Consider the following 25,010-nt stretch of genomic DNA (forward strand, 5'->3'; position numbering starts at 1 on the left):
AAAAAATAAATGAAAAAAGTTTAAAAAAAGCTCAAAAAACCTTGCAAAAACTAGATATCTTTGGTAAAATAATATAGTACGCTTGAGAGAGCGATAGTTTTGGGTGGATAAATTCAAAATCGATAAGAAATTAGGAAACACCCGGAACGGTGTATCGGTGTTTGATTTATCTGGCCAGGTAAATAAGATAGAAGGAGGGACAGACATGGCTAAGAATGAAAAGATAAGAATAAGATTAAAATCATATGATCATAAGTTATTAGATTACTCAGCTACTAGAATAGTTGAAACAGCTAAGAAGGCTGGTTCTCAGGTATCAGGTCCAATACCTCTTCCAACAGAGAAGAAGGTTGTGACTATACTAAGAGCTGTACATAAGTATAAAGACTCTAGAGAACAGTTTGAAATAAGAACTCATAAGAGACTTATAGATATAGCTAATCCAACACCAAAGACAGTTGACTCATTAATGAAGCTTGACTTGCCAGCTGGTGTAGATATAGAAATCAAGTTATAAGAAACCGCCTAAGATAGCAATATCTTAGAATGATTGCCCATAAGGGTAATCCGCTGTAAGAAACATAGGAGGTAAACAATGAAGGGAATTTTAGGAAAGAAAATAGGTATGACTCAGGTATTCTCTGCTGATGGTGCAGTAGTACCAGTAACAGTTGTAGAAGCTGGTCCAGTAGTAGTTACTCAGATTAAGACTGAAGAAACTGATGGATATCAGGCAGTACAGGTTGGTTTTGAAGATGTTAAGGAAAAGGCACTTAATAAGCCTAAGATGGGACATCTTGCAAAGTCAGGTGCAAAGAAGAGAAGCCTAAAGGAATTTAGAGTTGACTCAGTAGAAGGATATGAAGTAGGTCAGGAAATAAAGGCTGATGTATTCGCTGAAGGAGACAAGATAGACGTAACTGGTATCTCAAAGGGTAAGGGATTCCAGGGACCAATAAAGAGACATGGACAGAGTAGAGGTCCAGAATCTCATGGTTCAAGATATCACAGAAGACCAGGTTCAATGGGTGCTTGTTCTTATCCAGGTAGAGTATTTAAGAATAAGAAGCTTGCTGGACACATGGGTAGTGTGAAGGTAACAGTAAAGAATCTTGAAGTTGTTAAGGTAGACGCTGATAAGAATCTTTTATTAATAAAGGGCGCTATTCCTGGTGCTAAGGGTTCAACAGTGACTGTTAAGGCAGCACTAGGCTCTAACTAATCACTAAAGGAAAGGAGGAATAATAATGCCAAAGATTAATGTATTAAACGTATCAGGCCAAAACGTTGGTGAAATAGAATTAAACGATTCAATATTTAATATAGAAGTTAACGAACACGTGCTTTATGAGGCAGTTAAGTGTCAGTTAGCAAACAGAAGACAGGGTACTCAGTCAGCTAAGACTAGATCAGAAGTCAGAGGTGGTGGTAGAAAGCCATGGAGACAGAAAGGTACTGGTAGAGCTAGACAGGGTTCTATAAGATCTGTACAGTGGGTAGGCGGTGGAGTTGCATTTGCACCAAAGCCAAGAGATTACAGCTACTCACTACCAAAGAAGGTTAGAAGACTTGCAATGAAGTCTGCTTTAACTTCTAAGGTACAGGGTGAAGAAATAATAGTATTAGATACTTTAAGTTTCGACACTCCAAAGACTAAGGAAATGGTAAATGTTCTAAAGAACGTAAACGCAGCAAAGAAGACTTTAGTAGTAACAGCTGACAATGATGTAAATGTTGTTAAGTCTGTAAGAAATATAGAAGGTGCTAATATATGTCATGTAAGCACACTTAATGTTTATGATATACTAAACTGTGATTCTTTCATAATAACTACAGACGCAGTTAAGAAAGTGGAGGAGGTGTACGCATAATGACAAATCCACATGATATAATAATAAAGCCAGTCGTTACTGAACAGTCAATGGCTGAAATGGCTAATAAGAAATACACTTTTGTTGTTGCAAAGAACGCTAATAAGACAGAAGTAAAGAAAGCAGTAGAAAAGATATTTGACGTTGAAGTAGCAAGTGTAAACACTCTAAACTACGACGGAAAAACAAAGAGAATGGGAAGAACAGTAGGAAAGACTGCTAGCTTCAAGAAAGCAGTTGTTAAGCTTACTGAAGGAAGCAAGGATATAGAATTCTTCACAGAAATGTAATTCGAATTAAGGAGGAAATAAAAATGGCTATTAAAAAGTTTAAACCAACTTCTCCTGCCTTAAGACAGATGACAGTTTTAAAGTCTGATGAAATAACATGCAACCAGCCAGAGAAGTCTCTTCTTGTTAACCTAAAGAAGAATGCTGGTAGAAATGTTCACGGTAAGATAACTGTTCGTCATAAAGGTGGCGGAAATAAGAGAAAATATAGATTAATAGATTTCAAGAGAAATAAAGATGGTATACCTGCTAAGGTTGCTACAATAGAATACGATCCAAATAGAACTGCTAATATAGCACTTCTTCACTATGCAGATGGTGAAAAGAGATATATACTAGCTCCAGTTGGACTAAAGGTTGGAGAAACAGTTCTTTCAGGAAAGGATGCAGATATCAAGCCAGGTAACTGCTTAGAATTAGGACATATGCCAGTTGGTACAACAGTACACAACGTTGAGTTAAAGGCTGGTAAGGGCGGTCAGTTAGTAAGAACTGCTGGAGCTTCTGCACAGCTAATGTCTAAGGAAAATGGAAAGGCTCTTCTAAGATTACCATCAGGTGAAGTTAGATACGTTCCACTAAATGCTAAGGCAACTGTAGGACAGATAGGAAACATAGAGCACGGAAACATAGTAATAGGTAAGGCAGGAAGAAAGAGACACATGGGAATCAGACCTACAGTTAGAGGTTCTGTCATGAACCCTAATGACCATCCACACGGTGGTGGTGAAGGTAGATGTCCGATAGGTATGCCATCACCAGTTACTCCATGGGGTAAACCAGCTCTTGGATATAAGACTAGAAAGAAAAATCAGGCTTCTAATAAGATGATAGTATCTAGAAGAAGTAAGTAATATATTAATAAACTCGGGAAGGAGGAACATTAATGTCAAGATCAACAAAGAAGGGACCTTTTGTCCATGCAGGATTATTAAAGAAGGTTGAAGCTATGAACGCTAGCGGAAACAAGGAAGTGATAAAGACTTGGTCAAGAACTTCTACAATATTCCCACAGTTCGTTGAACATACTATAGCAGTTCATGACGGAAGAAGACATATACCAGTATATATCACAGAAGATATGGTTGGACATAAATTAGGAGAATTCGTACCTACAAGAACTTTTAGAGGTCACAAGGACGATGAGAAATCTTCAAAGAGAAAATAACTAATTGAAGGTGAAAGGAGGATTTTAAATGGAAGCAAAAGCTACAGCTAAATATGTACATATATCTGCTAGAAAAGCTGGACAGGTATGTGACTTAGTTAGAGGAAAAGACGTTAACGAAGCATTGGCTATATTAAAGTTTACATCAAGATATGCATCAGAAGCTATATCAAAGGTAATAAAGTCAGCTGCTGCAAATGCTGAAAATAACCATGAAATGGACGCAGACAAGTTATATATAGCACATATAGTTGCAAATCAGGGGCCTACAATGAAGAGATTCATGCCTAGAGCACAGGGTAGAGCGACTGAAATAAGAAAAAGAACATCTCACATCGAGGTAATAGTAAAAGAGAGAGAAAACTAATAAGAAGGAGGGACACAAATGGGTCAGAAGGTAAATCCACACGGCTTTAGAGTTGGTGTAATCAAAGATTGGGACTCAAGATGGTTCGCGAATGATAGAAAAGAGTTCGGTGAGTTCATAAAAGAAGATCATGATTTAAGAACTTATTTAAAGAAAGAATTATACTCAGCAGGCTTAGCTAAGATCGAAATAGAAAGATCTGCTAATAAGATAAAGATGGACTTACATGTTGCAAAGCCAGGTGTTGTAATAGGTAAGGGAGGAGCTGAAATAGAAGCTCTTAAGGCTAAGTTAGAAAAGATGACTGGTAAGAAGGTTATATTAAACATAATAGAAGTAAGAAACATAGACAGAGACGCTCAGTTAGTAGCTGAAAACATAGCACAGGCAATAGAAAGAAGAATTGCATTCAGAAGAGCTATGAAGCAGGCTGTTGGCAGAACTATGAAATCAGGGGCAAAGGGTATAAAGGTACTTGCATCTGGTAGATTAGGTGGAGCTGAAATGGCTAGAACTGAAGGATATAGTGAAGGTAATGTTCCACTACAGACTTTAAGATCTGATATAGATTACGGTTTCATAGAAGCAAACACTACTTACGGTAAGATAGGTATAAAGGTTTGGATATGTAACGGTGAAGTTCTTCCAGGAAGAAATATCTCTACTGAAAGAGAAGAAAAGAAGGCAGAAAGAAAGAGAGATAACAGAAGAGGAAGAAACAACGATAGAAGAGGAAGAAATAACGATAGAAGAAACAATAACAGAGGTCCTAGAAATTCTAAGAGAGAATCTAAGTAATAGGATTAATTAGTTCGGAAGGAGGAAACAAACTCATGTTAATGCCAAAGAGAGTAAAACGTCGTAGAGTTCACAGAGGTAGATTAACTGGTAAAGCTAATAAGGGTAACAAAGTTACTTACGGAGAATATGGTCTAGTTGCTTTAGAACCAACTTGGATCACAGCTAACCAGATAGAAGCTGCCAGAATAGCGATGACAAGATATATAAAAAGAGGTGGTAAGGTTTGGATAAAGATCTTCCCACATAAGCCAATAACTAGAAAGCCTGCAGAAACTCGTATGGGTGCTGGTAAGGGTGCTCCAGAATATTGGGTAGCAATAGTTAAGCCAGGTAGAGTAATGTTCGAACTAGCTGGTGTCCCAGAAGACAAAGCAAGAGAAGCAATGAGACTTGCTGCACACAAACTACCAATCAAGTGTAAGTTTGTTAAGAAAGAAGATTTAGAGAAGGTAGGTGAATAGGATGAAAGCTAAAGAATTAAGAAACCTAAAAACTGAAGAGTTATTATCAAAATTAGACGAATTCAAGAGTGAATTATTTAGCTTAAGATTCCAATTAGCTACTGGTCAGTTACAGAATACAGCTAGAATTAAGACTGTAAAGAGAGATATAGCAAAGGTTAAGACTGTGCTTACAGAAAGAAAGTTAAACGAAGCTAGAGCTTAATATTGGAAGAAGGAGGCTTTATAGACATGGAAAGAAATAGTAGAAAAGTTAGAGTTGGCCGTGTTGTCAGTGACAAGATGGACAAGACAGTTGTTGTAGCGTGTGAAGATTTCGTAAGACATCCACTATACAACAAGCGTGTAAAGAGAACTAAGAAGTACAAGGCTCATGATGAAATGAACATGTGTAATATAGGTGATAGAGTAAGAATAATGGAAACTAGACCTTTATCTAAGGACAAGAGATTCAGAGTCGTTGAAATAGTAGAAAAGGTAAAATAGTTTTATCAAGAAGGAGGAATTGCGATGATACAGCAGGAAACACGTTTAAAAGTAGCTGATAACTCAGGTGCTAGAGAACTTTTATGCATACGTGTTCTTGGCGGTACTAGAAGAAAGTACGCCAACATAGGTGACGTAATAGTTGCGACAGTTAAAAGTGCAACACCAGGCGGAGTTGTAAAAAAAGGTAAAGTAGTAAAAGCTGTTGTAGTTAGAAGCAAGCAGGGAATGAGACGTGAAGACGGTAGCTATATTTCATTTGATGAAAATGCTGCAGTTATAATAAAGGACGATAAGACACCAGTAGGTACTCGTATATTTGGACCTGTTGCGAGAGAGTTAAGAGACAATGATTATATGAAGATAGTATCTCTTGCTCCAGAAGTACTATAATTAATGGAGGAGGTGCAATAGATCGATGATGCGCGTAAAGAAAGGCGACACTGTAGTAGTTATAGCAGGTAAGGATAAGGGCAAGAAAGGTTTAGTACTAAGCGTTGATGCTAAGAACGATAAGGTTTTAGTTGAAGGTATAAATATAGTAACTAAGCACAATAAGCAGTCTGCTACTAACCCACAGGGCGGAATAACAACAAAGGAAGCTCCTATACATATATCAAATGTAATGCCATTTGACCCAGAAGCAGATAAGGGTGTAAGAGTTAGATACGAAGTTAAAGACGGAAAAAAAGTTAGAGTATCAGCTAAGAGCGGAAAAGAATTATAAGATAAAAACGGTCGAAAGGAGGTAGTATAATGGCTTCAAGATTACAGGAAAAGTATAATAAGGAAGTAGCTCCAGCGTTAATGGAGAAATTTGGATATAAAAATATTATGGAGATACCTAAGCTTGAAAAGATAGTTATAAACATAGGTGCTGGAGATTCTAAGGAAAACTCTAAGGCTTTAGAAAAAGCAATAGAAGAATTAGAAATGATTTCAGGACAGAAACCAGTTATAACAAGAGCTAGAAAGTCAGTAGCGAACTTCAAGTTAAGAGAAGGTATGCCAATAGGAACTAAGGTTACTCTAAGAGGGGATAAGATGTTCTATTTCATGGACAAGCTTGTTTCAGTTTCTCTACCAAGAGTTAGAGACTTTAGAGGTGTTAACCCTAATTCATTCGATGGAAGAGGTAACTATGCTCTAGGAATAAAGGAACAGCTTATATTCCCAGAAATCGAATACGATAAGGTTGACAAGGTAAGAGGTATGGACATAATCTTCGTAACAACTGCAAAGACAGACGAAGAAGCTCGTGAACTAATAAAATTATTAGGAATGCCATTTTCTAAGTAGGTAAAGGAGGGATTCACGTGGCTAGAAAAGCAATAAAGGTTAAGCAGCAGAGAAAGCAGAAATATAAAACTAGAGAATACTCAAGATGTTCAATATGTGGAAGACCACATTCAGTTTTAAAGGACTTCGGTATATGCCGTATATGCTTCAGAGAATTAGCATACAAGGGACAGTTACCAGGAGTAAGAAAAGCAAGTTGGTAAAATTTATATAGATAGATAAATCGGAAGGAGGATTTAAATTATGACAATGACAGATCCAATCGCAGATATGCTTACAAGAGTAAGAAATGCTAATTCTGTAAAGCATGAAACTGTAGATGTTCCTGCTTCTAATATAAAGAAAGAAATCGCTAGAATACTTCTTGAAGAAGGATTCATAAGAGGTTACGATGTAATAGAAGATGGTAAGCAGGGAATAATAAGAATACAGCTTAAGTACGGACAAGAAGGTGAAAGAGTTATCTCAGGATTAAAGAGAATCTCTAAGCCAGGAATGAGAATATATGCAAATTCAGAAGAAATACCAAAGGTATTAAACGGATTAGGTATAGCAATAATATCTACTTCAAATGGTATATTCACTGATAAGCAGGCAAGACAAAATAAAGTTGGTGGAGAAGTAATCTGCTACGTTTGGTAAAATTTCTTATACGCAAGGAGGTGTAATAATGTCAAGAATAGGTTTAAAGCCAATTGAAGTTCCTGCAGGTGTAGATGTTACTATAGCAGATAATAACGTAGTAACTGTAAAAGGACCAAAGGGAACATTAACAGAAGAATTAAGCAATGAAATGATAATAAAGAAGGAAGAGAACACTATAGTAGTTGAAAGACCTACAGAAAACAAGAAGCACAAGAGTCTTCACGGTCTTACTAGAACACTTATAAACAACATGGTAGTAGGTGTATCTGAAGGTTTCGAAAAGAAGCTAGAAGTTAACGGTGTTGGTTATAGATGTCAGAAGCAGGGCAAGAAGTTAGTTATGAATCTTGGATTCTCTCATCCAGTAGAAATGGAAGATCCAGAAGGTATCACTACTGAAGTTCCTAACCAGTTAGAAATAATAGTAAAGGGTGCTGATAAGCAGGCAGTAGGTAACTACGCAGCTAAGATCAGAGCTTGGAGAAAGCCTGAACCATATAAGGGCAAGGGTATTAAGTATGCTGACGAACGTATCATACGTAAGGAAGGTAAGACTGGTAAGAAGTAAAAATTGACGAAAGGAGTGAATACTTATGTTCAAGAAGATAGATAAGAATGCAAACAGAATTGCAAGACATAAGAGAGTAAGAAGAAAAGTAACAGGAACACCTGAAAGACCAAGACTAAGTGTATTCAGAAGTTCTAAGAATATATACGCTCAGATAATAGATGATGTAAACAGAGTAACACTTGTAGCTGCTTCATCACTTGAAGATGCTATAAAGGGCGATGTATCTTACACAGGAAATAAAGAAGCTGCTAGAAAAGTTGGAGAACTAGTAGCAAAGAAAGCCGCTGAAAAGGGTATAACAGAAGTTGTATTCGACAGAGGTGGATATATATACCATGGTAGAGTATTAGAACTAGCTGAAGGTGCAAGAGAAGCTGGTCTTAAGTTCTAATTAAAGAAGGAGGAAGAATATGCTACATAGAAAACCTATAGATGCATCTCAATTCGATATAGAAGAGAGAGTAATTGAAGTTAGACGTGTTGCTAAGGTTGTTAAAGGTGGTAGAAACTTTAGATTCGCCGCTTTAGTAGTTGTTGGAGACGGCAACGGACACGTAGGTATAGGATCTGGTAAAGCAACAGAAGTTCCAGATGCAATAAAGAAGGCAGTAGAAGACGCTAAGAAGAATTTAATAGAAGTACCAAGAGTTGGAACTACATTACCACATCAGGTAACTGGTCACTTTGGTGCTGGAAATATATTACTAATGCCTGCTAGAAAGGGTACAGGAGTCCTAGCTGGTGGTCCAGTCAGAGCCGTACTAGAATTAGCAGGAGTTATGGACGTTAGAGCTAAGTCAACTGGTTCAAACAATCCAAGAAATATGGTTAATGCTACAATAGCTGGTCTTAAGGATCTTAAGACTGCAGAGTCTATTGCTAGATTAAGAGGAAAGAAAGTAGAAGATCTACTTGGATAATAGATAGGAGGGTTCAAAAATGTCTAAAATACAGATAAAGTTAGTTAGAAGCGTTATAGGAACTAATCCTAATCAGAGAAAGACTATAGAAGCTCTTGGTCTTAAGAAGAGAGAAGCAGTAATCGTTAAGGAAGATAACGCTCAAATTAGAGGAATGATCAATAAGGTAAGTCACCTTGTTGAAGTAACAGAAATAGCAGAATAATAGTTTTATTTTAAGAAGGAGGTGCGACAGAGTATGAAGTTACATGAGTTAAAACCTGCCAAGGGTGCTGTAAAGTCAAAGAGAAGACTAGGTAGAGGTACTGCAACTGGACAGGGTAAGACATCTGGTCGTGGTCAGAAAGGTCAGTGGTCAAGATCTGGCGGAGGAGTTAGAGTAGGATTCGAAGGTGGACAGATGCCACTTGCTAGAAGATTACCTAAGAGAGGTTTCACAAACATATTCAAGAAGGAATATTCAATAATAAATGTTGAAACACTAAACAGATTCGAAGCTGGAACAGTTGTTGATGCTGAATTACTAAAGAGCAGTAAGGTAATATCTAAGATAGAAAAAGACGGTATAAAGATATTAGGAAATGGTAACTTAGAAAAGGCTTTAACAGTTAAGGCTGCTAAGTTCACAGGATCTGCAAAGGAAAAAATAGTAAACGCTGGTGGACAAGTAGAAGAAGTTTAATCACTATAATTTCAAAAGGGGTGATTAATATTGATTAAAAAGTTAAAGCAAGCTTTTCAGGTTAAAGAAATAAGAAAGAAGATTATATTCACTTTCTTAATGGTGGTAGTATTCAGAATGGGTACTACAATTCCTGTTCCAGGTATAGATACTTCAATCATCCAAAAGATGGTTGCAAACAACTCTTTACTTGGTCTGTACAATATGTTTTCAGGGGGAGCATTCAGTAACTTTACAATATTTGCTCTAGGAATTGGACCATACATCACTGCATCTATCATCATACAGCTTCTTCAAGCAGGTTTTGAAAGTTTGAAAGAACTTCAAAAATCGGGTGAAGAAGGTAAAAAGAAGATTAGTAAGTATACTAGAATGACGGCTCTTGCTCTTGCTATTATTCAGGCGTTAGGAATAACACTTGGAATAGTAAGAAGTGCGTTAAAAGTAAACAGTCCATTCTTCATTATAACTGTAATCTTAACGTTGGTTGCAGGCAGTATGATGGTTATGTGGTTAGGTGATAGAATAACTGAAAAGGGAATAGGAAACGGAAGTTCCGTTATCATATTCATAGGTATCATTTCAAGATTACCTCTTGATGGTATCGCCATACAGCAAAGAGTTGTAGCTGGACAGCTTCACTGGCCAGAAGTAACTGCTGTAATAGTTGTAATACTTCTTACAATTACAGGCGTAACTTTCATAAGTGAATCTACTAGAAAGATACCTGTTCAGTATGCTAAGCGTGTTGTCGGAAGAAAAATGTATGGTGGCGAAAGTTCACATATACCTATGAAGGTTAACCAATCTGGTGTTATGCCTATCATATTTGCAAGTTCAATACTAGCACTTCCACAGACGATAGCTTTACTTGGTGGACCTAAGGTTCAACAGGCAGTTAACACTTTCTTCAACCTTTCAACTAACAAAGGGTTCTGGACTTATAGATCTATAGAAATAGTACTTATTATACTATTTTCTTACTTCTATAACACAATATCATTCAATACTGAAGATATTACAAAGAACATGAAGAATAGTGGAGGATTTATACCGGGAATTAGGCCTGGTAAACCAACGGAAAAATATTTAAACGGAATACTATCTAAGTTAACTATAGTAGGTGCAGCGTTCTTAGGTATTATGGCATTAATACCAGCGTTGATCACTCATTATATGCAAATACCGGTGAACTTTGGTGGTACATCACTTCTTATCGTAGTCGGTGTTGCATTAGAGCTTAAGAGACAGTTGGAGTCAAATCTTGTAATGAAGAATTATCAAGGTTTCCTAAAATAAATTTGGAGATGATAAATATGAAAATAATTTTACTTGGACCTCCTGGTGCAGGGAAAGGTACTCAGGCTGCTAATATAGTAGAAAAGTACAATGTACCTCATATTTCAACAGGAGATATATTTAGAAAGAATATCAAGGAAGGCACAGAGCTAGGAAAGAAAGCTCAGGAATATATTAACCAAGGTAAGTTGGTTCCAGATGAATTAACTTGTGGCTTAGTTGCTTCAAGATTATCTGAACCAGATTGCAAAGACGGTTTTATGTTAGACGGGTTCCCTAGAAATATCTTCCAGGCAGAGTATTTAGATAAGTACTTATCTGAAAACAATGTTGCTCTAGATAAGGTAATAAACATAGAAGTAGATTCTAAGTTGTTAATTGACAGAGCTTGTGGAAGAAGAATATGCAAGACTTGTGGTGCAACATACCACGTTCAATTTAACCCAAGTAAGAAAGAGGGAATCTGTGACGTTTGTGACTCAGCTCTTACTCAGAGACCTGATGACAATGAAGAAACAGTTTCTCATAGAATAGAAATTTATTTATCTGAAACAAAGCCACTAGTTGACTACTACACTAAGAAGGGTGTAATAGCAAATATAAATGGTAATCAAGATATAAGTAAGGTTTTTGAAGATATTAAAGCTGCATTAGCTTAATAAAAAACCAGTGGCTCTTAAATTAATGAACTGATGGACACCCGTCGCAAAAGGACATGGGAAACTTAAGTTGGCCCTGTTTGAAGTCGATAAGGGTTGCTATGAAAGTAACTTTGACAGCTTTTATAGCAAGGTGATATGTTTAGAAAGAGCAATTAACGATAGCTTCACTAACCAGTAGAGGAGGCGTGTTATGCTATCAGAAAATTTAAGTGTTGGTCAATTAGTCAAAGCTTCCTGTGGAAGAGATCAGGGAAAATTATTCTTTATTGTGCAGATTGTAGATGAGGATTATGTCATGATTTCGGACGGAAAAAGCAGGAAGCTAGACAAACCAAAGTTGAAGAAAATAAAGCATTTAAATATACACAAATTTGTGGATGTAAAAATAAAAGAATTGTTGCTAAACGGAGATAATATAACAGATTCTTTAATAAGAGCTGAGATAGATAAGTTAACGTAAGTCTTAACTTGTGAAATGGAGGTTTGGTTAGTTAATGGCCAAAAAAGATGTAATTGAATTAGAAGGTATAGTTTCTGAAACTCTACCAAATGCAATGTTTAAGGTTAAATTAGAGAATGGACATGAAGTTTTATGTCACATTTCAGGAAAGCTAAGAATGAACTTCATAAGAATTCTCGAAGGAGATAAGGTGAATATAGAGCTTTCCCCTTATGATCTTACGAGAGGAAGAATTACTTGGCGTAAGAAGTAGACTTTTTTTAGTCTAAGGAGGGATAAATAATGAAGGTTAGACCATCTGTAAAACCAATATGCGAAAAGTGTAAGGTTATAAAGAGAAAAGGAAAAGTAATGGTTATCTGCGAAAATCCAAAGCATAAGCAGAAGCAGGGTTAAGCGGAAGTAAGATAGAACTCAAGTAATGTAACGTAGGAGGTGCGAATAATATGGCAAGAATAGCTGGTGTAGACTTACCTAGAGAAAAAAGAGCTGAAATAGGCTTAACATATATATATGGTATAGGTAGAGCTACTTCAAATGAAATATTAGCTAAGGCTGGAATCAGTCCAGATGCTAGAATCAAGGATCTTTCTGATGACGAAGTTAACGAACTAAGAAAGATAATAGATGAAGATTACCTAGTTGAAGGTGACTTAAGAAGAGAAATCGCTCTTAACATAAAGAGATTAAAAGATATAAAGTGCTATAGAGGTATAAGACACGGTAAGGGACTACCTCTAAGAGGGCAGAAGACTAAGACTAATGCTAGAACTAGAAAAGGTCCTAGAAAAACTGTATCTCGTAAGAAGAAGTAATAAATACAGTAGTTAAAGGAGGGAAAGAATAATGGCAAAAGGCAAGAAGAAAGTTGTTCAGCGTGTAAGAAGAAGAGAACGTAAGAATATAGAACGTGGACATGCACATATACAGTCTACTTTTAATAATACAATAGTTACATTAACAGATGTACACGGTAATGCATTATCATGGGCATCTTCAGGACAGTTAGGATTCAAGGGATCTAGAAAGGCTACTCCATATGCTTCACAGATGGCAGCTGAAACTGCAGCAAAGGCAGCAATGGAACATGGTCTAAAGACTGTAGAAGTATTCGTGAAGGGACCTGGTTCAGGTAGAGAAGCAGCTATAAGAGCTCTTCAGGCTACAGGACTAGAAGTAACAATGATTAAGGATGTCACTCCAATACCACACAATGGTTGTAGACCACCAAAGAGAAGAAGAGTGTAGTATTTGAGGAGGTATTTCACCCTCAGAGGACCGTATATTTGTATAGGAGGGTTTATCCATGATAGAAATAGAAAAGCCAAAAGTTGATATTGTCGAATTAAGCGAAGATTATAGATATGGAAAATTTGTAGTTGAACCACTTGAAAGAGGTTTTGGTATTACAATAGGTAATGCGATAAGAAGAATACTTCTTTCTTCATTACCAGGAGTTGCAGTATATGCAATTAGAATAGAGGGAGTTCTTCATGAATTCTCTACTGTTCCAGGTGTAAAGGAAGACGTAACTGAAATAATCCTTTCATTAAAGGAATTATCAGCTACAATAGATGATGAAGAACCTAAAGTTTTAAGAATTCAGGCGGAAGGCCCTTGCGAAGTAAAGGGATCTGATATTATATGTCCTCCTGAGGTAGAGATAATCAATAAGGATTTACATATTGCGACTTTAGATGAAGATTCTAAGTTAAATATGGAAATATATGTTAACAAGGGTAGAGGATATATCTCTGCTGAAGAAAACAAGAATGATAGTATGCCAATAGGTGTCCTACCTGTAGATTCTATCTACACTCCAATCGAGAAGGTAAGCTACCATGTTGAAAATACTAGAGTTGGTCAGAGATCAGACTTTGACAAACTTACTCTTGAAGTGATGACAAATGGAAGCATAAATCCACAGGAAGGTATATCTCTAGCTGCTAAGGTTCTTGATGAACACTTGAAGTTATTCATAGATTTAACTGAGCATGTAGGCAATGTTGAAATAATGGTTGAAAAAGAAGAGGACAAGAAAGAAAAAGTCCTTGAAATGACTATAGAAGAACTAGACTTATCAGTTAGATCTTACAACTGTTTAAAGAGAGCTGGAATAAATACAGTTGAAGAATTAGCAAACAAGTCAGAAGAAGATATGATGAAGGTTAGAAACTTAGGTAAGAAGTCTCTAGAAGAAGTTATACAGAAGCTAGAAGAATTAGATCTAAAGTTAAGACCGAATGAAGAATAATAGAGATTGTTATACTATATGATCGAGAAATCATGTAAAGGAGGGAAATAGATGGCAACTTACCGTAAATTAGGACGTGAAACTGCTCACAGAAACTTAATGTTAAGAAATCTTGTGACTGCTTTACTAAGAGAAGGAAGAATAGAAACTACAGTTACTAGAGCGAAAGAAACTAGAAGAATGGCTGAAAAGATGATAACTCTTGCAAAGAGAGGAGATCTTCATGCTAGAAGACAGGTTCTTGCTTACGTTTTAGATGAAACAGTAGTAACTGATTTATTTGAAAACATCGCACCAAAGTATGCTGAAAGAAATGGTGGATACACAAGAATAATGAAGATGGGACCAAGAAGAGGCGATTGCGCAGAAATGGCAATAATCGAATTAGTATAATTGGTAACAGCGTGCTGGTAGGAAACTACCAGCACTTTTTTTATATTTAAAATAGTGTATCCATATTTGCTCTTCATTAGGTTATAATAGTATAAATAGATTATTTTTTTGGAGGATAAGATGAAAGTTCTTTTAAATTTTAGATTTAGCGATGACAAGATGAAAATGCTAGAAGATTTAGCTTGTGAGCTTATATATATACCAGAAAGAGAGATGAAGGATAGAGATGACTTTTATGATGTAGACGTATGGTTTACATATGATGCTTTTAAGTATGTAGAAATGAATAACTTTACAAATTTAAAACTAATTATACTTACAAGTACAGGTTTGGACATGCTTCCTATTGATTATATTTGCAAAAATAATGTAATGGTAGCAAATAATAAATTTGGATATAGCATTCCAATAGCAGAGTCAATAGTAATGTATATTCTACAAGTATTTAAAAATAGTTATCAGTCTTTTAAAAAACAGGAGATGCGTATATGGAATATGGATCTTTCTTGGTTGGAACTGGCAGGTAAGAGAATAGGTTTTTTAGGTACAGGAACTATTTCAAGAGCCGCTTCAAAGAGACTAGAGGCTTTTGATGTAGAGCTTTGGGGAGTAAATACAGATGGAAGAAGTATAGAAGGTTTTTCTAAATGTTTTTCTTTGGATAATAGCGATGAATTCTTTAGAAAGTGTGATGTTATAGTAGGGGTAATGCCTGAAACAGCTAATACAAGCCATATAATCGACTCTGTGAGACTTGAAATGATGAAAGAGTCATCTACACTAATAAATGTAGGCAGAGGTAATTTAATCGATCTAAGAGCATTAGAAAAATATATTGATAAGTTTAGAGGAGTAGTTTTAGATGTAGTAGAAAAAGAACCTTTGGAACTTACAAGTTATCTTTGGGATCAAGAAAATGTTATAATTACAGCTCATAATAGCTGGGTTTCAGATAATAATTGGGAAAGAAGATTTGATAACCTATATAATAATTTAAAGTCTTATATTGAAACTGGAAAAGCTGAAAGTATGATAGAGAATATAAAAAGAGGGTATTAGATAGTATAAATAAAAATACTTGGAATTAAGCAAAAGTTTTGTAGCAAGAAAAATATATTTATGATTAAGTTGATTTAACAAAAAACAATAGCAAATTATATTACAAAGTAGATAAAATAGAAGGGAGAGATTTATGAATATAGAAAAATACATTGAGCTAAAAGATTATGTTTTAGGAAAAAAGAAAGCTGATCTTTGTTTTAAAAACGCATCTGTTTTAATGCTTCATACATCTGAAATTATAAAGGCTGATGTAGCAGTTCACGACGGATATATTGTAGGTGTAGGAAATTATAGTGGCAAGGAAGAAATAGATTGTAGCGGTGTTTTTTTGACACCTGGATTTGTAGATTCACATCTTCACTTTGAGTCTACTATGTCTAGACCTAGAGAATTAGTCTATTATGCATCAAAGTCTGGTACAACTACATTTATTGCAGATCCACATGAAGCAGCAAATGTAAGTGGTATCAAAGGTATAGAATATATTTTAAACGATACAAATGATTCTTATGGTGATGTTTATATAATGCTACCTTCTTGTGTTCCAGCCAAAAAGGGTGAAGACTCTGGAGCAATTTTAGATGCGGAAAGTATGAAGGATATATTGAACAAGGAAAGAATTCTTGGACTTGGAGAAGTAATGGATTGCAAGGCAGTAGTAGATGCTGAAAAATCTATGATGGAAAAACTCTCTTTATTTGATTCTATGCCAAAAGATGGGCATGCTTTGGGAATAAGAGAAAAGGAACTATCTGCTTATATTATGTCTGGGATATTAACAGACCATGAGTGTAGTAGTTATGAAGAAGCTATTTCAAAGGTTAGACAAGGTATGTATGTTCATATAAGAGAAGGTTCTGCTGCTAAAAATTTGAAGAATATAGTAGAAGGAATAGTGAAAAACAAAGTTGATTCCTCGCTATTTAATTTTTGCACAGATGATAAACATATAGAGGATATAATTAGTGAAGGTCATATAAGTAATAATATAAGAAAATCCATAAGTTTAGGAATGGATACTTTAGAAGCATATAAAATTGCAAGTTACAATCCTTCTGTCTGCTATGGATTAAATGATATTGGAATGATAGCAGTAGGCAAAAAAGCCAATATAGTTCTTTTAAATGATTTGGAAAAAGTAGATATTAAAGATGTTTACTATAATGGAAAGAAAGTTGAGTCCTATACTGAAAGAGAAAATGAACTAGCAGAATCTTTAAGAGATACAGTACATATTGATTGGTTTACAAAAGATATGTTGAAGCTAAAAAGCAAGAAAACAGCAATAGCTTTGGTAGATGGGCAGCTTCTTACAAAAAAGATAAATAAAGCTGATGGTATAGGAGTAGAAAATAAGGTAGTAGTAATAGAAAGACATCATAATAAAAGAAAGTATCATAGCTCTAGTTGCTTTAACTTTGGAATAGAAAATGGTTCAATAGCAATAAGTGTATCTCATGATTCTCATAATGTAGTAGCAATAGGAGATAATGATGATGACATTATGAAGTCTATAGAAGCATTAAAAGAAATACATGGTGGGATAGTGCTTGTTTACAAGGGAAAAGTGTTTGAAAGCCTATCGCTATCGATTATGGGGTTAATGTTTGATCAGAGAAGTGAGATAATAAAAGAAAAGCTAGAGAAAATGAAAAACAAGGCTTATAGTATGGGAGTAAATAAGAATATTGATCCTTTTATAACCCTGTCATTTATAGCTCTACCTGTAATACCAGAGATAAGAATTACAACTAATGGTCTTTACAGCGTATTAGAGGATGAATTTTTAGATTAAGATACAATAAAAAATAATAAAAACAGATTTAAAAGTGAATACAATAAAAAATGTTGATGGCAGGTTTGAATATCATTTTAAAAATGATTAAATAAATCTATGCCATCAACATTTTAATATGTCTATAATATATTATGGGATAATATTTCCACAGGGATCTGCAGGTTTTACAAGTGCCATTATAGCTTCAATAACACCTATAATACCAGGGATTCCTGTCCAACAAAATAGTAGATAAACTATACCCATACCTGTTTTTCCAGCATAGAATTTATGGATTCCAAAAGAACCAACAAAAAACGCAAGAAGAACATAGGCAAGTTTATTTACCTCTTTACCATAATAGCTATTGTAGTTAGAACCATTACTACCAAAGTTATTGAATTCGTTAATTACAGTTTCACCGATACTAGAGGATCTTTTACTAATAATAACTTCTGTATCATCTTTAAAAATTTCCACATAATCATTAACCTTAGGATTTGGATAATTAATAGCGCTTCTAGGATATTTTTCAATGTTGCCATTTGGAAGTCCAATGACAACCTCATCATATGTTAATCTAATAATCTTATACATTTTTTTCTCCTAATCACTTTATCAATATTTTAAAACAGTATTTTATAGAAAATAAAATTCTTTTATAAGATGATTATACAATAGTATTGATAATGTAACAAGAAAAGCAATTGAAAATTATATAAATATAATAAAGTGTACATCTTTTATACAGTTTATATATTTGCTCTTGAAAAGTATTATAAATCATACTAAAATATAAGTGTCGGATTAAGATTGTATACTTAATCCCAAGCCTAAACAGATTAAATATAATATAAAGTTGTAAGAAAAACGCAGTTACTTTTGTAGCTGCGTTTTTTAAAATCTTTCAGTGTAATTTTGTTAATATATCTATGTTAGATGTGGTATAATAAGGGCATGGCTCTTGCCATATCATATACATTGTTTATTTTCGAAATGTGTAGAATACATAATAGATAGTATTAAAATTTTTAAGAGGGTTATAGATATTATCATTAAGGGTATTCGAATTAAGAATGTATCTATATTAGCCGTAAAAGATGCCTAAATTTTTAGTGCTATTAGCGGATAATATAGATTTTGTGTATGTAGATTATTAAAAGCGGAGGAAGAAATTAAACTAATGGAAGATATTATTAAAGTGAGGGACTTGGTCTTTGAATATGTGACTGAAGATTCAACTTATCGTGCTGTTGATAATTTCAACCTAAATATTAAAAAGGGTGAATTTGTAGCAGTAATAGGTCATAATGGTTCAGGAAAGTCTACTTTATCAAAGAATTTAAATGCTATACTTATTCCCACAAGTGGGGATATATTAGTAAATGGAATGAATACTAAAGACGAGGAAAAATTATGGGATATAAGGCAAAGTGCTGGAATGGTTTTTCAGAATCCAGATAACCAGATTGTAGCTACTATTGTTGAAGAAGATGTAGCTTTTGGTTGTGAAAATCTTGGAATAGAGCCTTCAGAAATAAGAAAGAGGGTAGATGCTGCACTTAAAAGTGTAGATATGTATGAAATGAGAGACAGACAGCCCCATCTTTTATCAGGAGGTCAAAAGCAAAGAGTAGCAATAGCAGGTATTATTGCTATGAGACCAGATTGTATTATTTTTGATGAGGCAACTGCTATGTTAGACCCTTCAGGAAGAGCTGAAGTTATGAATACAATCAAGAGATTAAACAAAGAATACAATATTACCGTTCTTCACATTACTCACTTTATGGAGGAAGCTGTTGAAGCGGATAGAGTAGTTGTAATGGAAAAGGGAAGAAAGGTATTTGAAGGAACTCCAAGAGAAGTGTTTAATCATGTAGGTGAACTTAAGAGAATAGGTCTTGACGTTCCATATATGACAGAACTATCTCATCTTCTTGCTGAAGAAGGAATAAATATAAAACAGGATATTTTAACTGTGGATGAAATGGTGGGTGAGCTATGTCAATTAAGGTAGAGAACTTAACATATATATATAATGAAGGTTTACCATTTGCACAGAAGGCTTTGGATAATATTACATTTGAAGTGAAAGATGGAGATTTTGTAGGTCTTATAGGACATACAGGTTCTGGAAAATCAACATTAATACAACATTTAAATGGTATTATGAAACCTCATTCAGGAAAAATTTATATTAATGATTTTGATATTACTGATAAGGAACAAAATTTAACGGAAATAAGAAAAAGAGTAGGGATAGTATTTCAATATCCTGAGTATCAGTTATTTGAAGAAACAGTTGCCAAGGACATTGCTTTTGGACCATCCAATTTAGGTCTTAGCCAAGAGGAAATAGATGAAAGAGTAAGAGAGGCAATGAAAGATGTAGGTCTTAGTTATGAAGAATTTGCAGAAAAGTCGCCTTTTGATCTTTCTGGCGGTCAAAAAAGAAGGGTGGCAATAGCAGGTGTAATTGCTATGCATCCAGAGTTACTGATTCTAGATGAACCTACAGCAGGTCTTGATCCAGGCGGTAGAGATGAGATATTTAATCTTATTAAATCACTTCATGCAAATGGAGATATGACTGTAATTCTTTCTTCACATAGCATGGATGATATGGCTAAGCTTGTCAATACCCTTATGGTAATGAACAAGGGAAGGCTTGAGATGATGGGCTCTCCTAGAGAAATATTTAAAGACAATGCAGAGAAATTAAAGGGCATAGGTCTTGATATTCCACAGGTTCTAGAACTTGCTCTAAAGCTTAGAAAAGAAGCAGGTTACAATGTAAGAACGGATGTAATAAATATTTCTGAAATAAAGAATGAGATTGTAAGATGTATAAAAGAAAAAGATTTTATAGAAAGAGAAAAAACTCAAGAGGGGGTGAAGCACGATGCTTAAAGATATTACCCTTGGACAGTTTTATCCAACAAAATCTGTAATACATTCCCTAGATGCTAGAACAAAGCTTTTAGCAACTCTTATTTTTATGGTTTCAATATTTTTGGTCAATCAATTCTGGCCATATGCTGTAATAGTGCTTGCCCTTTTACTTATTACCAAGGCATCAAATATTCCAGTAAAATATGTTTTAAAGGGAGTAAAGCCTCTTAGATGGATTATACTATTTACTTTTGTAATTAATATATTCTTTATAAAAGGCGGAGATGTTTTATGGCAGTTTGGATTTTTAAAGATATGTGAACAAGGTATTAGAACAGCCTTTTTCATGGCTATAAGGCTTGTACTTCTTGTATTAGGAACATCTATACTAACATTGACTACATCGCCTATAGAGCTTACTGACGGCATAGAAAGTGCATGCTCACCACTTAAGAAGATAGGATTTCCTGCACACGAACTTGCAATGATGATGACAATTGCATTGAGATTTATACCTACCCTTCTTGATGAAACAGACAAGATTATGAAGGCACAGATGTCTAGAGGTGCGGACTTTGAAAGCTCAAATATAATAAGTAGAGCTAAAAATATGGTTCCACTATTGATACCACTATTTGTAAGTGCTTTTAGAAGAGCAGATGAATTGGCAATGGCTATGGAAGCTAGATGTTATAGAGGTGGAGATAACAGAACAAAAATGAAGCAAAGTAAGTTGGAAAAGGCAGATTATGTAGCAGACTTTATAGTTTTTGCATTTTTGATATTTGCAATAGTAAGTAGATTTATAAAGATAATATAAATAAACTAATAAATAATAAAAATCAAGTTAGATTAGAATCAAATATAAAAAAGAGCTTCCAAATTTTGGAAGCTTTTTTAGAAAAATAAAAGAACGTATGTTCATAAAAACTTATATATGTTATAATAAAAAGGCAGTTAAAAAGAGGAATTTTTAATATTATATGGGTATTATAAATAGCATATAGAATATTTTTATAGACGAGGTAAATATGAAAAATAAATATTTTTATTCACTTTCAATAGGTGAGATAGGAATCGCAGAAGAAGATGGTTCAATAACGGATATATTTTTTAGAAATTTAAAAAAGATAGAAGGAAATATAAAGGAAACTGCGATAATAAAAATAGCCAGAAAGCAACTAGAAGAGTATTTAAATGGTAAACGCAAGAGTTTTGATCTGAAAATAAAGCCTCAAGGAAGTGAATTTCAAACTAAAGTATGGAATGAACTTTTGAAGATAGACTATGGAACTTGCGTTTCATATGGTTATATTGCAGAAAAAATAGGAAATCCAAAAGCTGCAAGAGCTGTAGGTATGGCAAATAATAAAAATCCAATACTTATAGTGATACCATGTCATAGAGTGATAGCTTCAGATAGGAAGTTAAGAGGCTATGCAGCAGGGCTATCTCTAAAAAAAGAACTTATTGAATTGGAGTACAATAATCGGAATTGTTAAAATAATTCAGTAAATATTGTTGACAAATAATAATTAAGGTTTTAAACTAAATTTAATAGAATTGAATAAAATTCAACTAGTATACATATTTTACGAATCTTGAGCTAATTAAAAAACGTTAATATTGTTTAACTTAGTCTAATAAATAACATATAGGTTTAAATTCATTATAATTATAAAAATAATAAAAAATAAAAGTCTAGAAATAAGTTATTTTCTAGTGTTTTAAGAAAAAATAGCAAAGGTGGAAGAAGAATGATACTAAATATAAAGTCGAAGCTTTCAGAATACGACATAGTAATAGAAGGTGGAATACTTTCATCTGTAGGAGACTATATTTCAAAGATGTTAAAAGAAAAAGCTATGTCGGTAAAAAAAATGTTTATAATAACAGATGAAACAGTGGATAGTCTTTATAGTGAGACTGTAAAAAAGAGTCTTGAAGAAAGTGGATTTGAATTGGCAAAATACGTTATATCTCCTGGTGAAAACTCCAAAAATATACTTACTTTAGCTGGTATTTATTCAGAAATGTCAGATTTAGGAATTACAAGGTCTGATATGATAGTAGCTCTTGGTGGAGGGGTAGTTGGAGACTTGGCTGGATTTGCTGCTTCAACATATTTAAGAGGAATAGAGTATATACAAATTCCAACAACACTTTTAGCTCAAGTAGATAGTAGTATAGGTGGTAAAACAGCTATAGATATTTCACAAGGTAAAAATCTAGTAGGAAGTTTTTATAACCCATCTTTAGTGCTAATAGACAGTTTTGTCTTGGAGACTCTGAATACAAGGGATTTAACAAGTGGGATGGCAGAAGTTATAAAGTATGCTCTTATAAAAGACAAAGAGCTCTATAATATTTTGATGTCCATAGAAAGTAGAAGTCAGTTATTTGAAAGACTTAACGAGATAATATATAGATGTTGTAGTATAAAAAAAGAGTTAGTAGAGGAAGATCCCTTTGATAAAGGGCAAAGAATGCTTCTGAATTTTGGACATACTTTGGGTCACGCAATAGAAACTCACTATAAGTTTAGAAAATACCTGCATGGAGAAGCTGTGGCAATAGGTATGGTTAGAATATCAGAATTAGCAGCTGAAAAAGGTATGATAGATGAATCTATTGTAAAAGATATAAAAAATATACTAGCTAGATTTGGACTAAGCAACAAGGAAGAAGTTGAAAATAAAGAACTTATAAAGTATATAAAAAATGATAAAAAGAGATTTGGAGATAAGTTTAAAATTGTATTAGTTGAAGAAATTGGCAAAGGTATAATAGTTGATACTGGAATAGATTTTTTTGAATAATAAAATTCAATTTTTATAAGATAGAGTAATATTTAAGCTAGAAATTAGAAAACCTAGTTGTATTTTATAATATTTACAACTAGGTTTTTTTAATTTCTATTTTATAGTCCCCGAAGTTAAATTAGAAATAATAAATTTTCTGAAAACCATTGCAGCAATTGCAGGAGGAATAATAGCAATTATTCCACAAGCCGATATCATTCCATATTTTATCATATCTCTAGTCATAAATTCAGACATAACCATTGTCATAGTTCTATTTTCGTATGATGAAAGAAGTATAATTGGTATTATATATTGCTTCCATGCCATTAAGAAAATAATAAGGCTAGTTGTAAGTATTGTAGGAATTGAAAGAGGTAATATTATTTTAAAAAATATTTGTCTTCTATTGAATCCATCCATTGCAGCGGCTTGCCATAATTCCTTTGGCATTTGTTTAAAATAGTTCATCATAATCCAGGTATTTAATGGTAGGGCAGATGAAACATATATAACCGAAGTCCAAAACATACTATCTAAAAGATTCATATTTCGAAATATATTATAGACTGGTATTATTGTTGTAAAAACAGGTATTACAATTGTCAAAAGAAGAAGATTAACAAAAATGTTTTTTCCTCTAAAGTCATATATAGATAAAGCATATCCAGTAATAACTGTAATTGGAACTCCTATAGCAAGTGTTATCGCGGCAATTTTGATACTATTTGAAAGTCCAATAAAAGTTGTTTGATGCTCTTGTGAGCTTAAATCAAAAATTTGTTTATAGTTATCCCATATAATTGTATTAGGAATAAGATTTGTTCCCTGTTTTAACAGGTCACCCTCAGGTGTAATACTAAGTATGAAACACCAAACTATAGGTCCCAATGAAAAAATTATAATAAGAATAACTGTAAGATAGTAAATTAATCCATTTTTACTTTTCAAGTGTTTCACCTCCTAGTATACTTTTTCAACTGTCATATTTTTTACATAAAGGTATCCAAATATTCCAGTAAGAATCATTATAATATATGAAATAGCACTTCCAATTCCAAAATCAAGAAAATTAAATGTATTTGAATAGTTATATACTAAAAGAGTTTGATTTTCAAATTGATAGCCTGAGATAGCTATTACTTCATCAAAAACATTTACAGCAGTTGTGGTTAAATTTATGAGAACTACTCCAAGTGAAGGTATTAAAAGAGGTAGCGTTATTTCTTTAAAAGCTTGCCACTTGTTACTACCTTCTAGGTATATAGAATCATAGTACTCATCAGGTATATTTTGTAAATTTGCAAGTATTACAATAGCTGAAAATGGAACAACTCTCCATATTATTACTATTGAAATTACAAATAAAAACATCCATCTATTATTAATCCATGAAATAGGCTCATTAATTAGATGAAACTTTATTAGAAGCTTGTTTAACAAGCCATATCCTGGAAAAAATATAAACTTCCACATTATACCATTTACAATTGGTGGTAGTGCCCAAGGTACAATTACAATTGCAGTAAGTATTGAGTTAAGTTTTGTTTTTTTATTTAAAACCATTGCTATTATCATACTGATTACAAGACCAATTACAAGTACATAAAGAAGTATAATAGCACTATTAAGAAGAGCACTGTGAAAGTCTTTGCTCAAAAGAACTGTTTTATAATTTTCAAAGCCAATAAATTTTTCTTGATCCGGTTCAGTAAGGTTAAAATGTTTTAGGCTGTATCCGAAAGTTGTAAATATAGGTAAAAATACGGTAAATATAAATATTATAGAGCAAGGCAATAATAAAATAAATGCTGCTATTTTTTTATTTACTTTCAAATAGATGACC

At 33.8% G+C, this 25,010-nt stretch carries 40 protein-coding genes; 37 read left to right on the plus strand and 3 right to left on the minus strand.

Annotated features, from left to right (window positions below; translation table 11 throughout):
* Positions 1–205: 205 nt before the first annotated feature.
* From rpsJ to ade, 32 genes are all read left to right on the plus strand, one after another.
* Positions 206–517 (plus strand): 30S ribosomal protein S10, encoded by a 312-nt coding sequence (rpsJ, locus tag BMY82_RS06790; protein ID WP_091975809.1) that lies wholly within the window; start codon positions 206–208, stop codon positions 515–517.
* A 78-nt stretch (positions 518–595) separates the two neighbouring features.
* Complete coding sequence (gene rplC, locus BMY82_RS06795) at positions 596–1,222, plus strand: 50S ribosomal protein L3 (protein WP_091975810.1); 627 nt, start codon at positions 596–598, stop codon at positions 1,220–1,222.
* 25 nt (positions 1,223–1,247) lie between these two features.
* On the plus strand, positions 1,248–1,871 hold the full coding sequence (gene rplD / locus BMY82_RS06800) for a 50S ribosomal protein L4 (RefSeq protein ID WP_091975811.1): 624 nt from the start codon (positions 1,248–1,250) through the stop codon (positions 1,869–1,871).
* Positions 1,871–2,161, plus strand: a complete 291-nt coding sequence (gene rplW / locus BMY82_RS06805; protein ID WP_091975812.1) for a 50S ribosomal protein L23 — start codon at positions 1,871–1,873, stop codon at positions 2,159–2,161. The genes rplD and rplW overlap by 1 nt, the downstream gene beginning before the upstream one ends.
* A 23-nt stretch (positions 2,162–2,184) precedes the next feature.
* Entirely contained in the window at positions 2,185–3,015 is an 831-nt protein-coding gene (gene rplB / locus BMY82_RS06810; protein ID WP_091975813.1) for a 50S ribosomal protein L2, read from the plus strand.
* Between the two features lie 32 nt (positions 3,016–3,047).
* The gene (rpsS, locus tag BMY82_RS06815; protein WP_007791386.1) at positions 3,048–3,329 is read left to right on the plus strand and encodes a 30S ribosomal protein S19; all 282 of its coding nucleotides are present in this window, start codon (positions 3,048–3,050) and stop codon (positions 3,327–3,329) included.
* A 28-nt stretch (positions 3,330–3,357) separates the two neighbouring features.
* Positions 3,358–3,696 (plus strand): 50S ribosomal protein L22, encoded by a 339-nt coding sequence (gene rplV, locus BMY82_RS06820; protein WP_091975814.1) that lies wholly within the window; start codon positions 3,358–3,360, stop codon positions 3,694–3,696.
* A gap of 18 nt (positions 3,697–3,714) precedes the next feature.
* Positions 3,715–4,494, plus strand: a complete 780-nt coding sequence (rpsC, locus tag BMY82_RS06825) for a 30S ribosomal protein S3 (RefSeq protein WP_091975815.1) — start codon at positions 3,715–3,717, stop codon at positions 4,492–4,494.
* Positions 4,495–4,529: 35 nt separating this feature from the next.
* Positions 4,530–4,958 carry a 50S ribosomal protein L16 gene (gene rplP, locus BMY82_RS06830; protein WP_091975816.1) on the plus strand — a complete coding sequence of 143 codons (429 nt, stop codon included), beginning with the start codon at positions 4,530–4,532 and terminating at the stop codon, positions 4,956–4,958.
* Between the two features lies 1 nt (position 4,959).
* Positions 4,960–5,163 carry a 50S ribosomal protein L29 gene (rpmC, locus tag BMY82_RS06835; RefSeq protein WP_091975817.1) on the plus strand — a complete coding sequence of 68 codons (204 nt, stop codon included), beginning with the start codon at positions 4,960–4,962 and terminating at the stop codon, positions 5,161–5,163.
* A 26-nt stretch (positions 5,164–5,189) separates the two neighbouring features.
* Positions 5,190–5,444 (plus strand): 30S ribosomal protein S17, encoded by a 255-nt coding sequence (rpsQ, locus tag BMY82_RS06840; protein WP_091975818.1) that lies wholly within the window; start codon positions 5,190–5,192, stop codon positions 5,442–5,444.
* 24 nt (positions 5,445–5,468) lie between these two features.
* Positions 5,469–5,837, plus strand: a complete 369-nt coding sequence (gene rplN / locus BMY82_RS06845) for a 50S ribosomal protein L14 (RefSeq protein WP_091975819.1) — start codon at positions 5,469–5,471, stop codon at positions 5,835–5,837.
* 28 nt (positions 5,838–5,865) lie between these two features.
* Positions 5,866–6,171, plus strand: coding sequence for a 50S ribosomal protein L24 (rplX, locus tag BMY82_RS06850; protein WP_091975854.1), 306 nt, complete (start codon positions 5,866–5,868; stop codon positions 6,169–6,171).
* Between the two features lie 29 nt (positions 6,172–6,200).
* The gene (gene rplE / locus BMY82_RS06855) at positions 6,201–6,743 is read left to right on the plus strand and encodes a 50S ribosomal protein L5 (protein ID WP_091975820.1); all 543 of its coding nucleotides are present in this window, start codon (positions 6,201–6,203) and stop codon (positions 6,741–6,743) included.
* A 17-nt stretch (positions 6,744–6,760) separates the two neighbouring features.
* Entirely contained in the window at positions 6,761–6,946 is a 186-nt protein-coding gene (locus BMY82_RS06860; RefSeq protein ID WP_091975821.1) for a type Z 30S ribosomal protein S14, read from the plus strand.
* Positions 6,947–6,986: 40 nt separating this feature from the next.
* Positions 6,987–7,385, plus strand: a complete 399-nt coding sequence (gene rpsH / locus BMY82_RS06865) for a 30S ribosomal protein S8 (protein WP_091975822.1) — start codon at positions 6,987–6,989, stop codon at positions 7,383–7,385.
* 28 nt (positions 7,386–7,413) lie between these two features.
* Positions 7,414–7,956 carry a 50S ribosomal protein L6 gene (gene rplF, locus BMY82_RS06870; protein ID WP_091975823.1) on the plus strand — a complete coding sequence of 181 codons (543 nt, stop codon included), beginning with the start codon at positions 7,414–7,416 and terminating at the stop codon, positions 7,954–7,956.
* Between the two features lie 25 nt (positions 7,957–7,981).
* Complete coding sequence (gene rplR / locus BMY82_RS06875; RefSeq protein WP_091975824.1) at positions 7,982–8,350, plus strand: 50S ribosomal protein L18; 369 nt, start codon at positions 7,982–7,984, stop codon at positions 8,348–8,350.
* A 19-nt stretch (positions 8,351–8,369) separates the two neighbouring features.
* Complete coding sequence (rpsE, locus tag BMY82_RS06880) at positions 8,370–8,879, plus strand: 30S ribosomal protein S5 (RefSeq protein ID WP_091975825.1); 510 nt, start codon at positions 8,370–8,372, stop codon at positions 8,877–8,879.
* A 19-nt stretch (positions 8,880–8,898) separates the two neighbouring features.
* Positions 8,899–9,084 (plus strand): 50S ribosomal protein L30, encoded by a 186-nt coding sequence (gene rpmD, locus BMY82_RS06885; RefSeq protein WP_091975826.1) that lies wholly within the window; start codon positions 8,899–8,901, stop codon positions 9,082–9,084.
* Positions 9,085–9,117: 33 nt separating this feature from the next.
* The gene (gene rplO, locus BMY82_RS06890) at positions 9,118–9,561 is read left to right on the plus strand and encodes a 50S ribosomal protein L15 (protein ID WP_091975827.1); all 444 of its coding nucleotides are present in this window, start codon (positions 9,118–9,120) and stop codon (positions 9,559–9,561) included.
* Positions 9,562–9,591: 30 nt separating this feature from the next.
* The gene (secY, locus tag BMY82_RS06895; RefSeq protein WP_091975828.1) at positions 9,592–10,860 is read left to right on the plus strand and encodes a preprotein translocase subunit SecY; all 1,269 of its coding nucleotides are present in this window, start codon (positions 9,592–9,594) and stop codon (positions 10,858–10,860) included.
* A gap of 17 nt (positions 10,861–10,877) precedes the next feature.
* Entirely contained in the window at positions 10,878–11,519 is a 642-nt protein-coding gene (locus BMY82_RS06900; RefSeq protein WP_091975829.1) for an adenylate kinase, read from the plus strand.
* A gap of 193 nt (positions 11,520–11,712) precedes the next feature.
* Positions 11,713–11,982, plus strand: coding sequence for a KOW domain-containing RNA-binding protein (locus BMY82_RS06905; protein ID WP_091975830.1), 270 nt, complete (start codon positions 11,713–11,715; stop codon positions 11,980–11,982).
* 34 nt (positions 11,983–12,016) lie between these two features.
* Positions 12,017–12,235, plus strand: a complete 219-nt coding sequence (gene infA, locus BMY82_RS06910) for a translation initiation factor IF-1 (RefSeq protein ID WP_091975831.1) — start codon at positions 12,017–12,019, stop codon at positions 12,233–12,235.
* Positions 12,236–12,264: 29 nt separating this feature from the next.
* Entirely contained in the window at positions 12,265–12,378 is a 114-nt protein-coding gene (gene rpmJ, locus BMY82_RS06915) for a 50S ribosomal protein L36 (protein ID WP_002509257.1), read from the plus strand.
* 50 nt (positions 12,379–12,428) lie between these two features.
* The gene (gene rpsM, locus BMY82_RS06920; RefSeq protein WP_091975832.1) at positions 12,429–12,797 is read left to right on the plus strand and encodes a 30S ribosomal protein S13; all 369 of its coding nucleotides are present in this window, start codon (positions 12,429–12,431) and stop codon (positions 12,795–12,797) included.
* 31 nt (positions 12,798–12,828) lie between these two features.
* Positions 12,829–13,230 (plus strand): 30S ribosomal protein S11, encoded by a 402-nt coding sequence (gene rpsK, locus BMY82_RS06925; RefSeq protein WP_091975833.1) that lies wholly within the window; start codon positions 12,829–12,831, stop codon positions 13,228–13,230.
* A 58-nt stretch (positions 13,231–13,288) separates the two neighbouring features.
* On the plus strand, positions 13,289–14,236 hold the full coding sequence (locus tag BMY82_RS06930; RefSeq protein ID WP_091975834.1) for a DNA-directed RNA polymerase subunit alpha: 948 nt from the start codon (positions 13,289–13,291) through the stop codon (positions 14,234–14,236).
* 51 nt (positions 14,237–14,287) lie between these two features.
* Positions 14,288–14,629 carry a 50S ribosomal protein L17 gene (gene rplQ, locus BMY82_RS06935; RefSeq protein ID WP_091975835.1) on the plus strand — a complete coding sequence of 114 codons (342 nt, stop codon included), beginning with the start codon at positions 14,288–14,290 and terminating at the stop codon, positions 14,627–14,629.
* 120 nt (positions 14,630–14,749) lie between these two features.
* Positions 14,750–15,688 (plus strand): NAD(P)-dependent oxidoreductase, encoded by a 939-nt coding sequence (locus BMY82_RS06940; RefSeq protein ID WP_091975836.1) that lies wholly within the window; start codon positions 14,750–14,752, stop codon positions 15,686–15,688.
* Between the two features lie 133 nt (positions 15,689–15,821).
* Positions 15,822–17,486, plus strand: a complete 1,665-nt coding sequence (gene ade, locus BMY82_RS06945) for an adenine deaminase (RefSeq protein WP_091975837.1) — start codon at positions 15,822–15,824, stop codon at positions 17,484–17,486.
* 132 nt (positions 17,487–17,618) lie between these two features.
* Here ade and BMY82_RS09650 read toward each other — a convergent pair whose 3' ends face one another.
* Complete coding sequence (locus BMY82_RS09650) at positions 17,619–18,065, minus strand: TM2 domain-containing protein (RefSeq protein WP_091975838.1); 447 nt, start codon at positions 18,063–18,065, stop codon at positions 17,619–17,621.
* Between the two features lie 586 nt (positions 18,066–18,651).
* Between BMY82_RS09650 and BMY82_RS06955 the strand changes: the two genes are divergently transcribed.
* The 5 genes from BMY82_RS06955 (at position 18,652) to aroB (ending at position 23,182) form a co-directional block, all read left to right on the plus strand.
* The gene (locus BMY82_RS06955) at positions 18,652–19,488 is read left to right on the plus strand and encodes an energy-coupling factor transporter ATPase (RefSeq protein WP_091975839.1); all 837 of its coding nucleotides are present in this window, start codon (positions 18,652–18,654) and stop codon (positions 19,486–19,488) included.
* The gene (locus BMY82_RS06960) at positions 19,473–20,381 is read left to right on the plus strand and encodes an energy-coupling factor transporter ATPase (RefSeq protein ID WP_091975840.1); all 909 of its coding nucleotides are present in this window, start codon (positions 19,473–19,475) and stop codon (positions 20,379–20,381) included. The genes BMY82_RS06955 and BMY82_RS06960 overlap by 16 nt, the downstream gene beginning before the upstream one ends.
* Positions 20,374–21,183, plus strand: coding sequence for an energy-coupling factor transporter transmembrane component T family protein (locus BMY82_RS06965; protein WP_091975841.1), 810 nt, complete (start codon positions 20,374–20,376; stop codon positions 21,181–21,183). Before BMY82_RS06960 ends, BMY82_RS06965 begins: the two co-directional genes overlap by 8 nt.
* Positions 21,184–21,394: 211 nt before the next feature.
* On the plus strand, positions 21,395–21,865 hold the full coding sequence (locus BMY82_RS06970; protein ID WP_091975842.1) for a methylated-DNA--[protein]-cysteine S-methyltransferase: 471 nt from the start codon (positions 21,395–21,397) through the stop codon (positions 21,863–21,865).
* A gap of 255 nt (positions 21,866–22,120) precedes the next feature.
* Positions 22,121–23,182, plus strand: a complete 1,062-nt coding sequence (gene aroB, locus BMY82_RS06975) for a 3-dehydroquinate synthase (protein WP_091975843.1) — start codon at positions 22,121–22,123, stop codon at positions 23,180–23,182.
* 96 nt (positions 23,183–23,278) lie between these two features.
* Here the strand turns inward: aroB and BMY82_RS06980 are convergent, their stop codons facing one another.
* Entirely contained in the window at positions 23,279–24,115 is an 837-nt protein-coding gene (locus BMY82_RS06980) for a carbohydrate ABC transporter permease (protein ID WP_207645485.1), read from the minus strand.
* 12 nt (positions 24,116–24,127) lie between these two features.
* Positions 24,128–25,000, minus strand: a complete 873-nt coding sequence (locus BMY82_RS06985; RefSeq protein ID WP_091975845.1) for a carbohydrate ABC transporter permease — start codon at positions 24,998–25,000, stop codon at positions 24,128–24,130.
* Positions 25,001–25,010 lie beyond the last annotated feature (10 nt).

This window comes from Peptostreptococcus russellii, assembly GCF_900110295.1.
Classification (GTDB): Bacteria; Bacillota; Clostridia; order Peptostreptococcales; family Peptostreptococcaceae; genus Peptostreptococcus; species Peptostreptococcus russellii_A.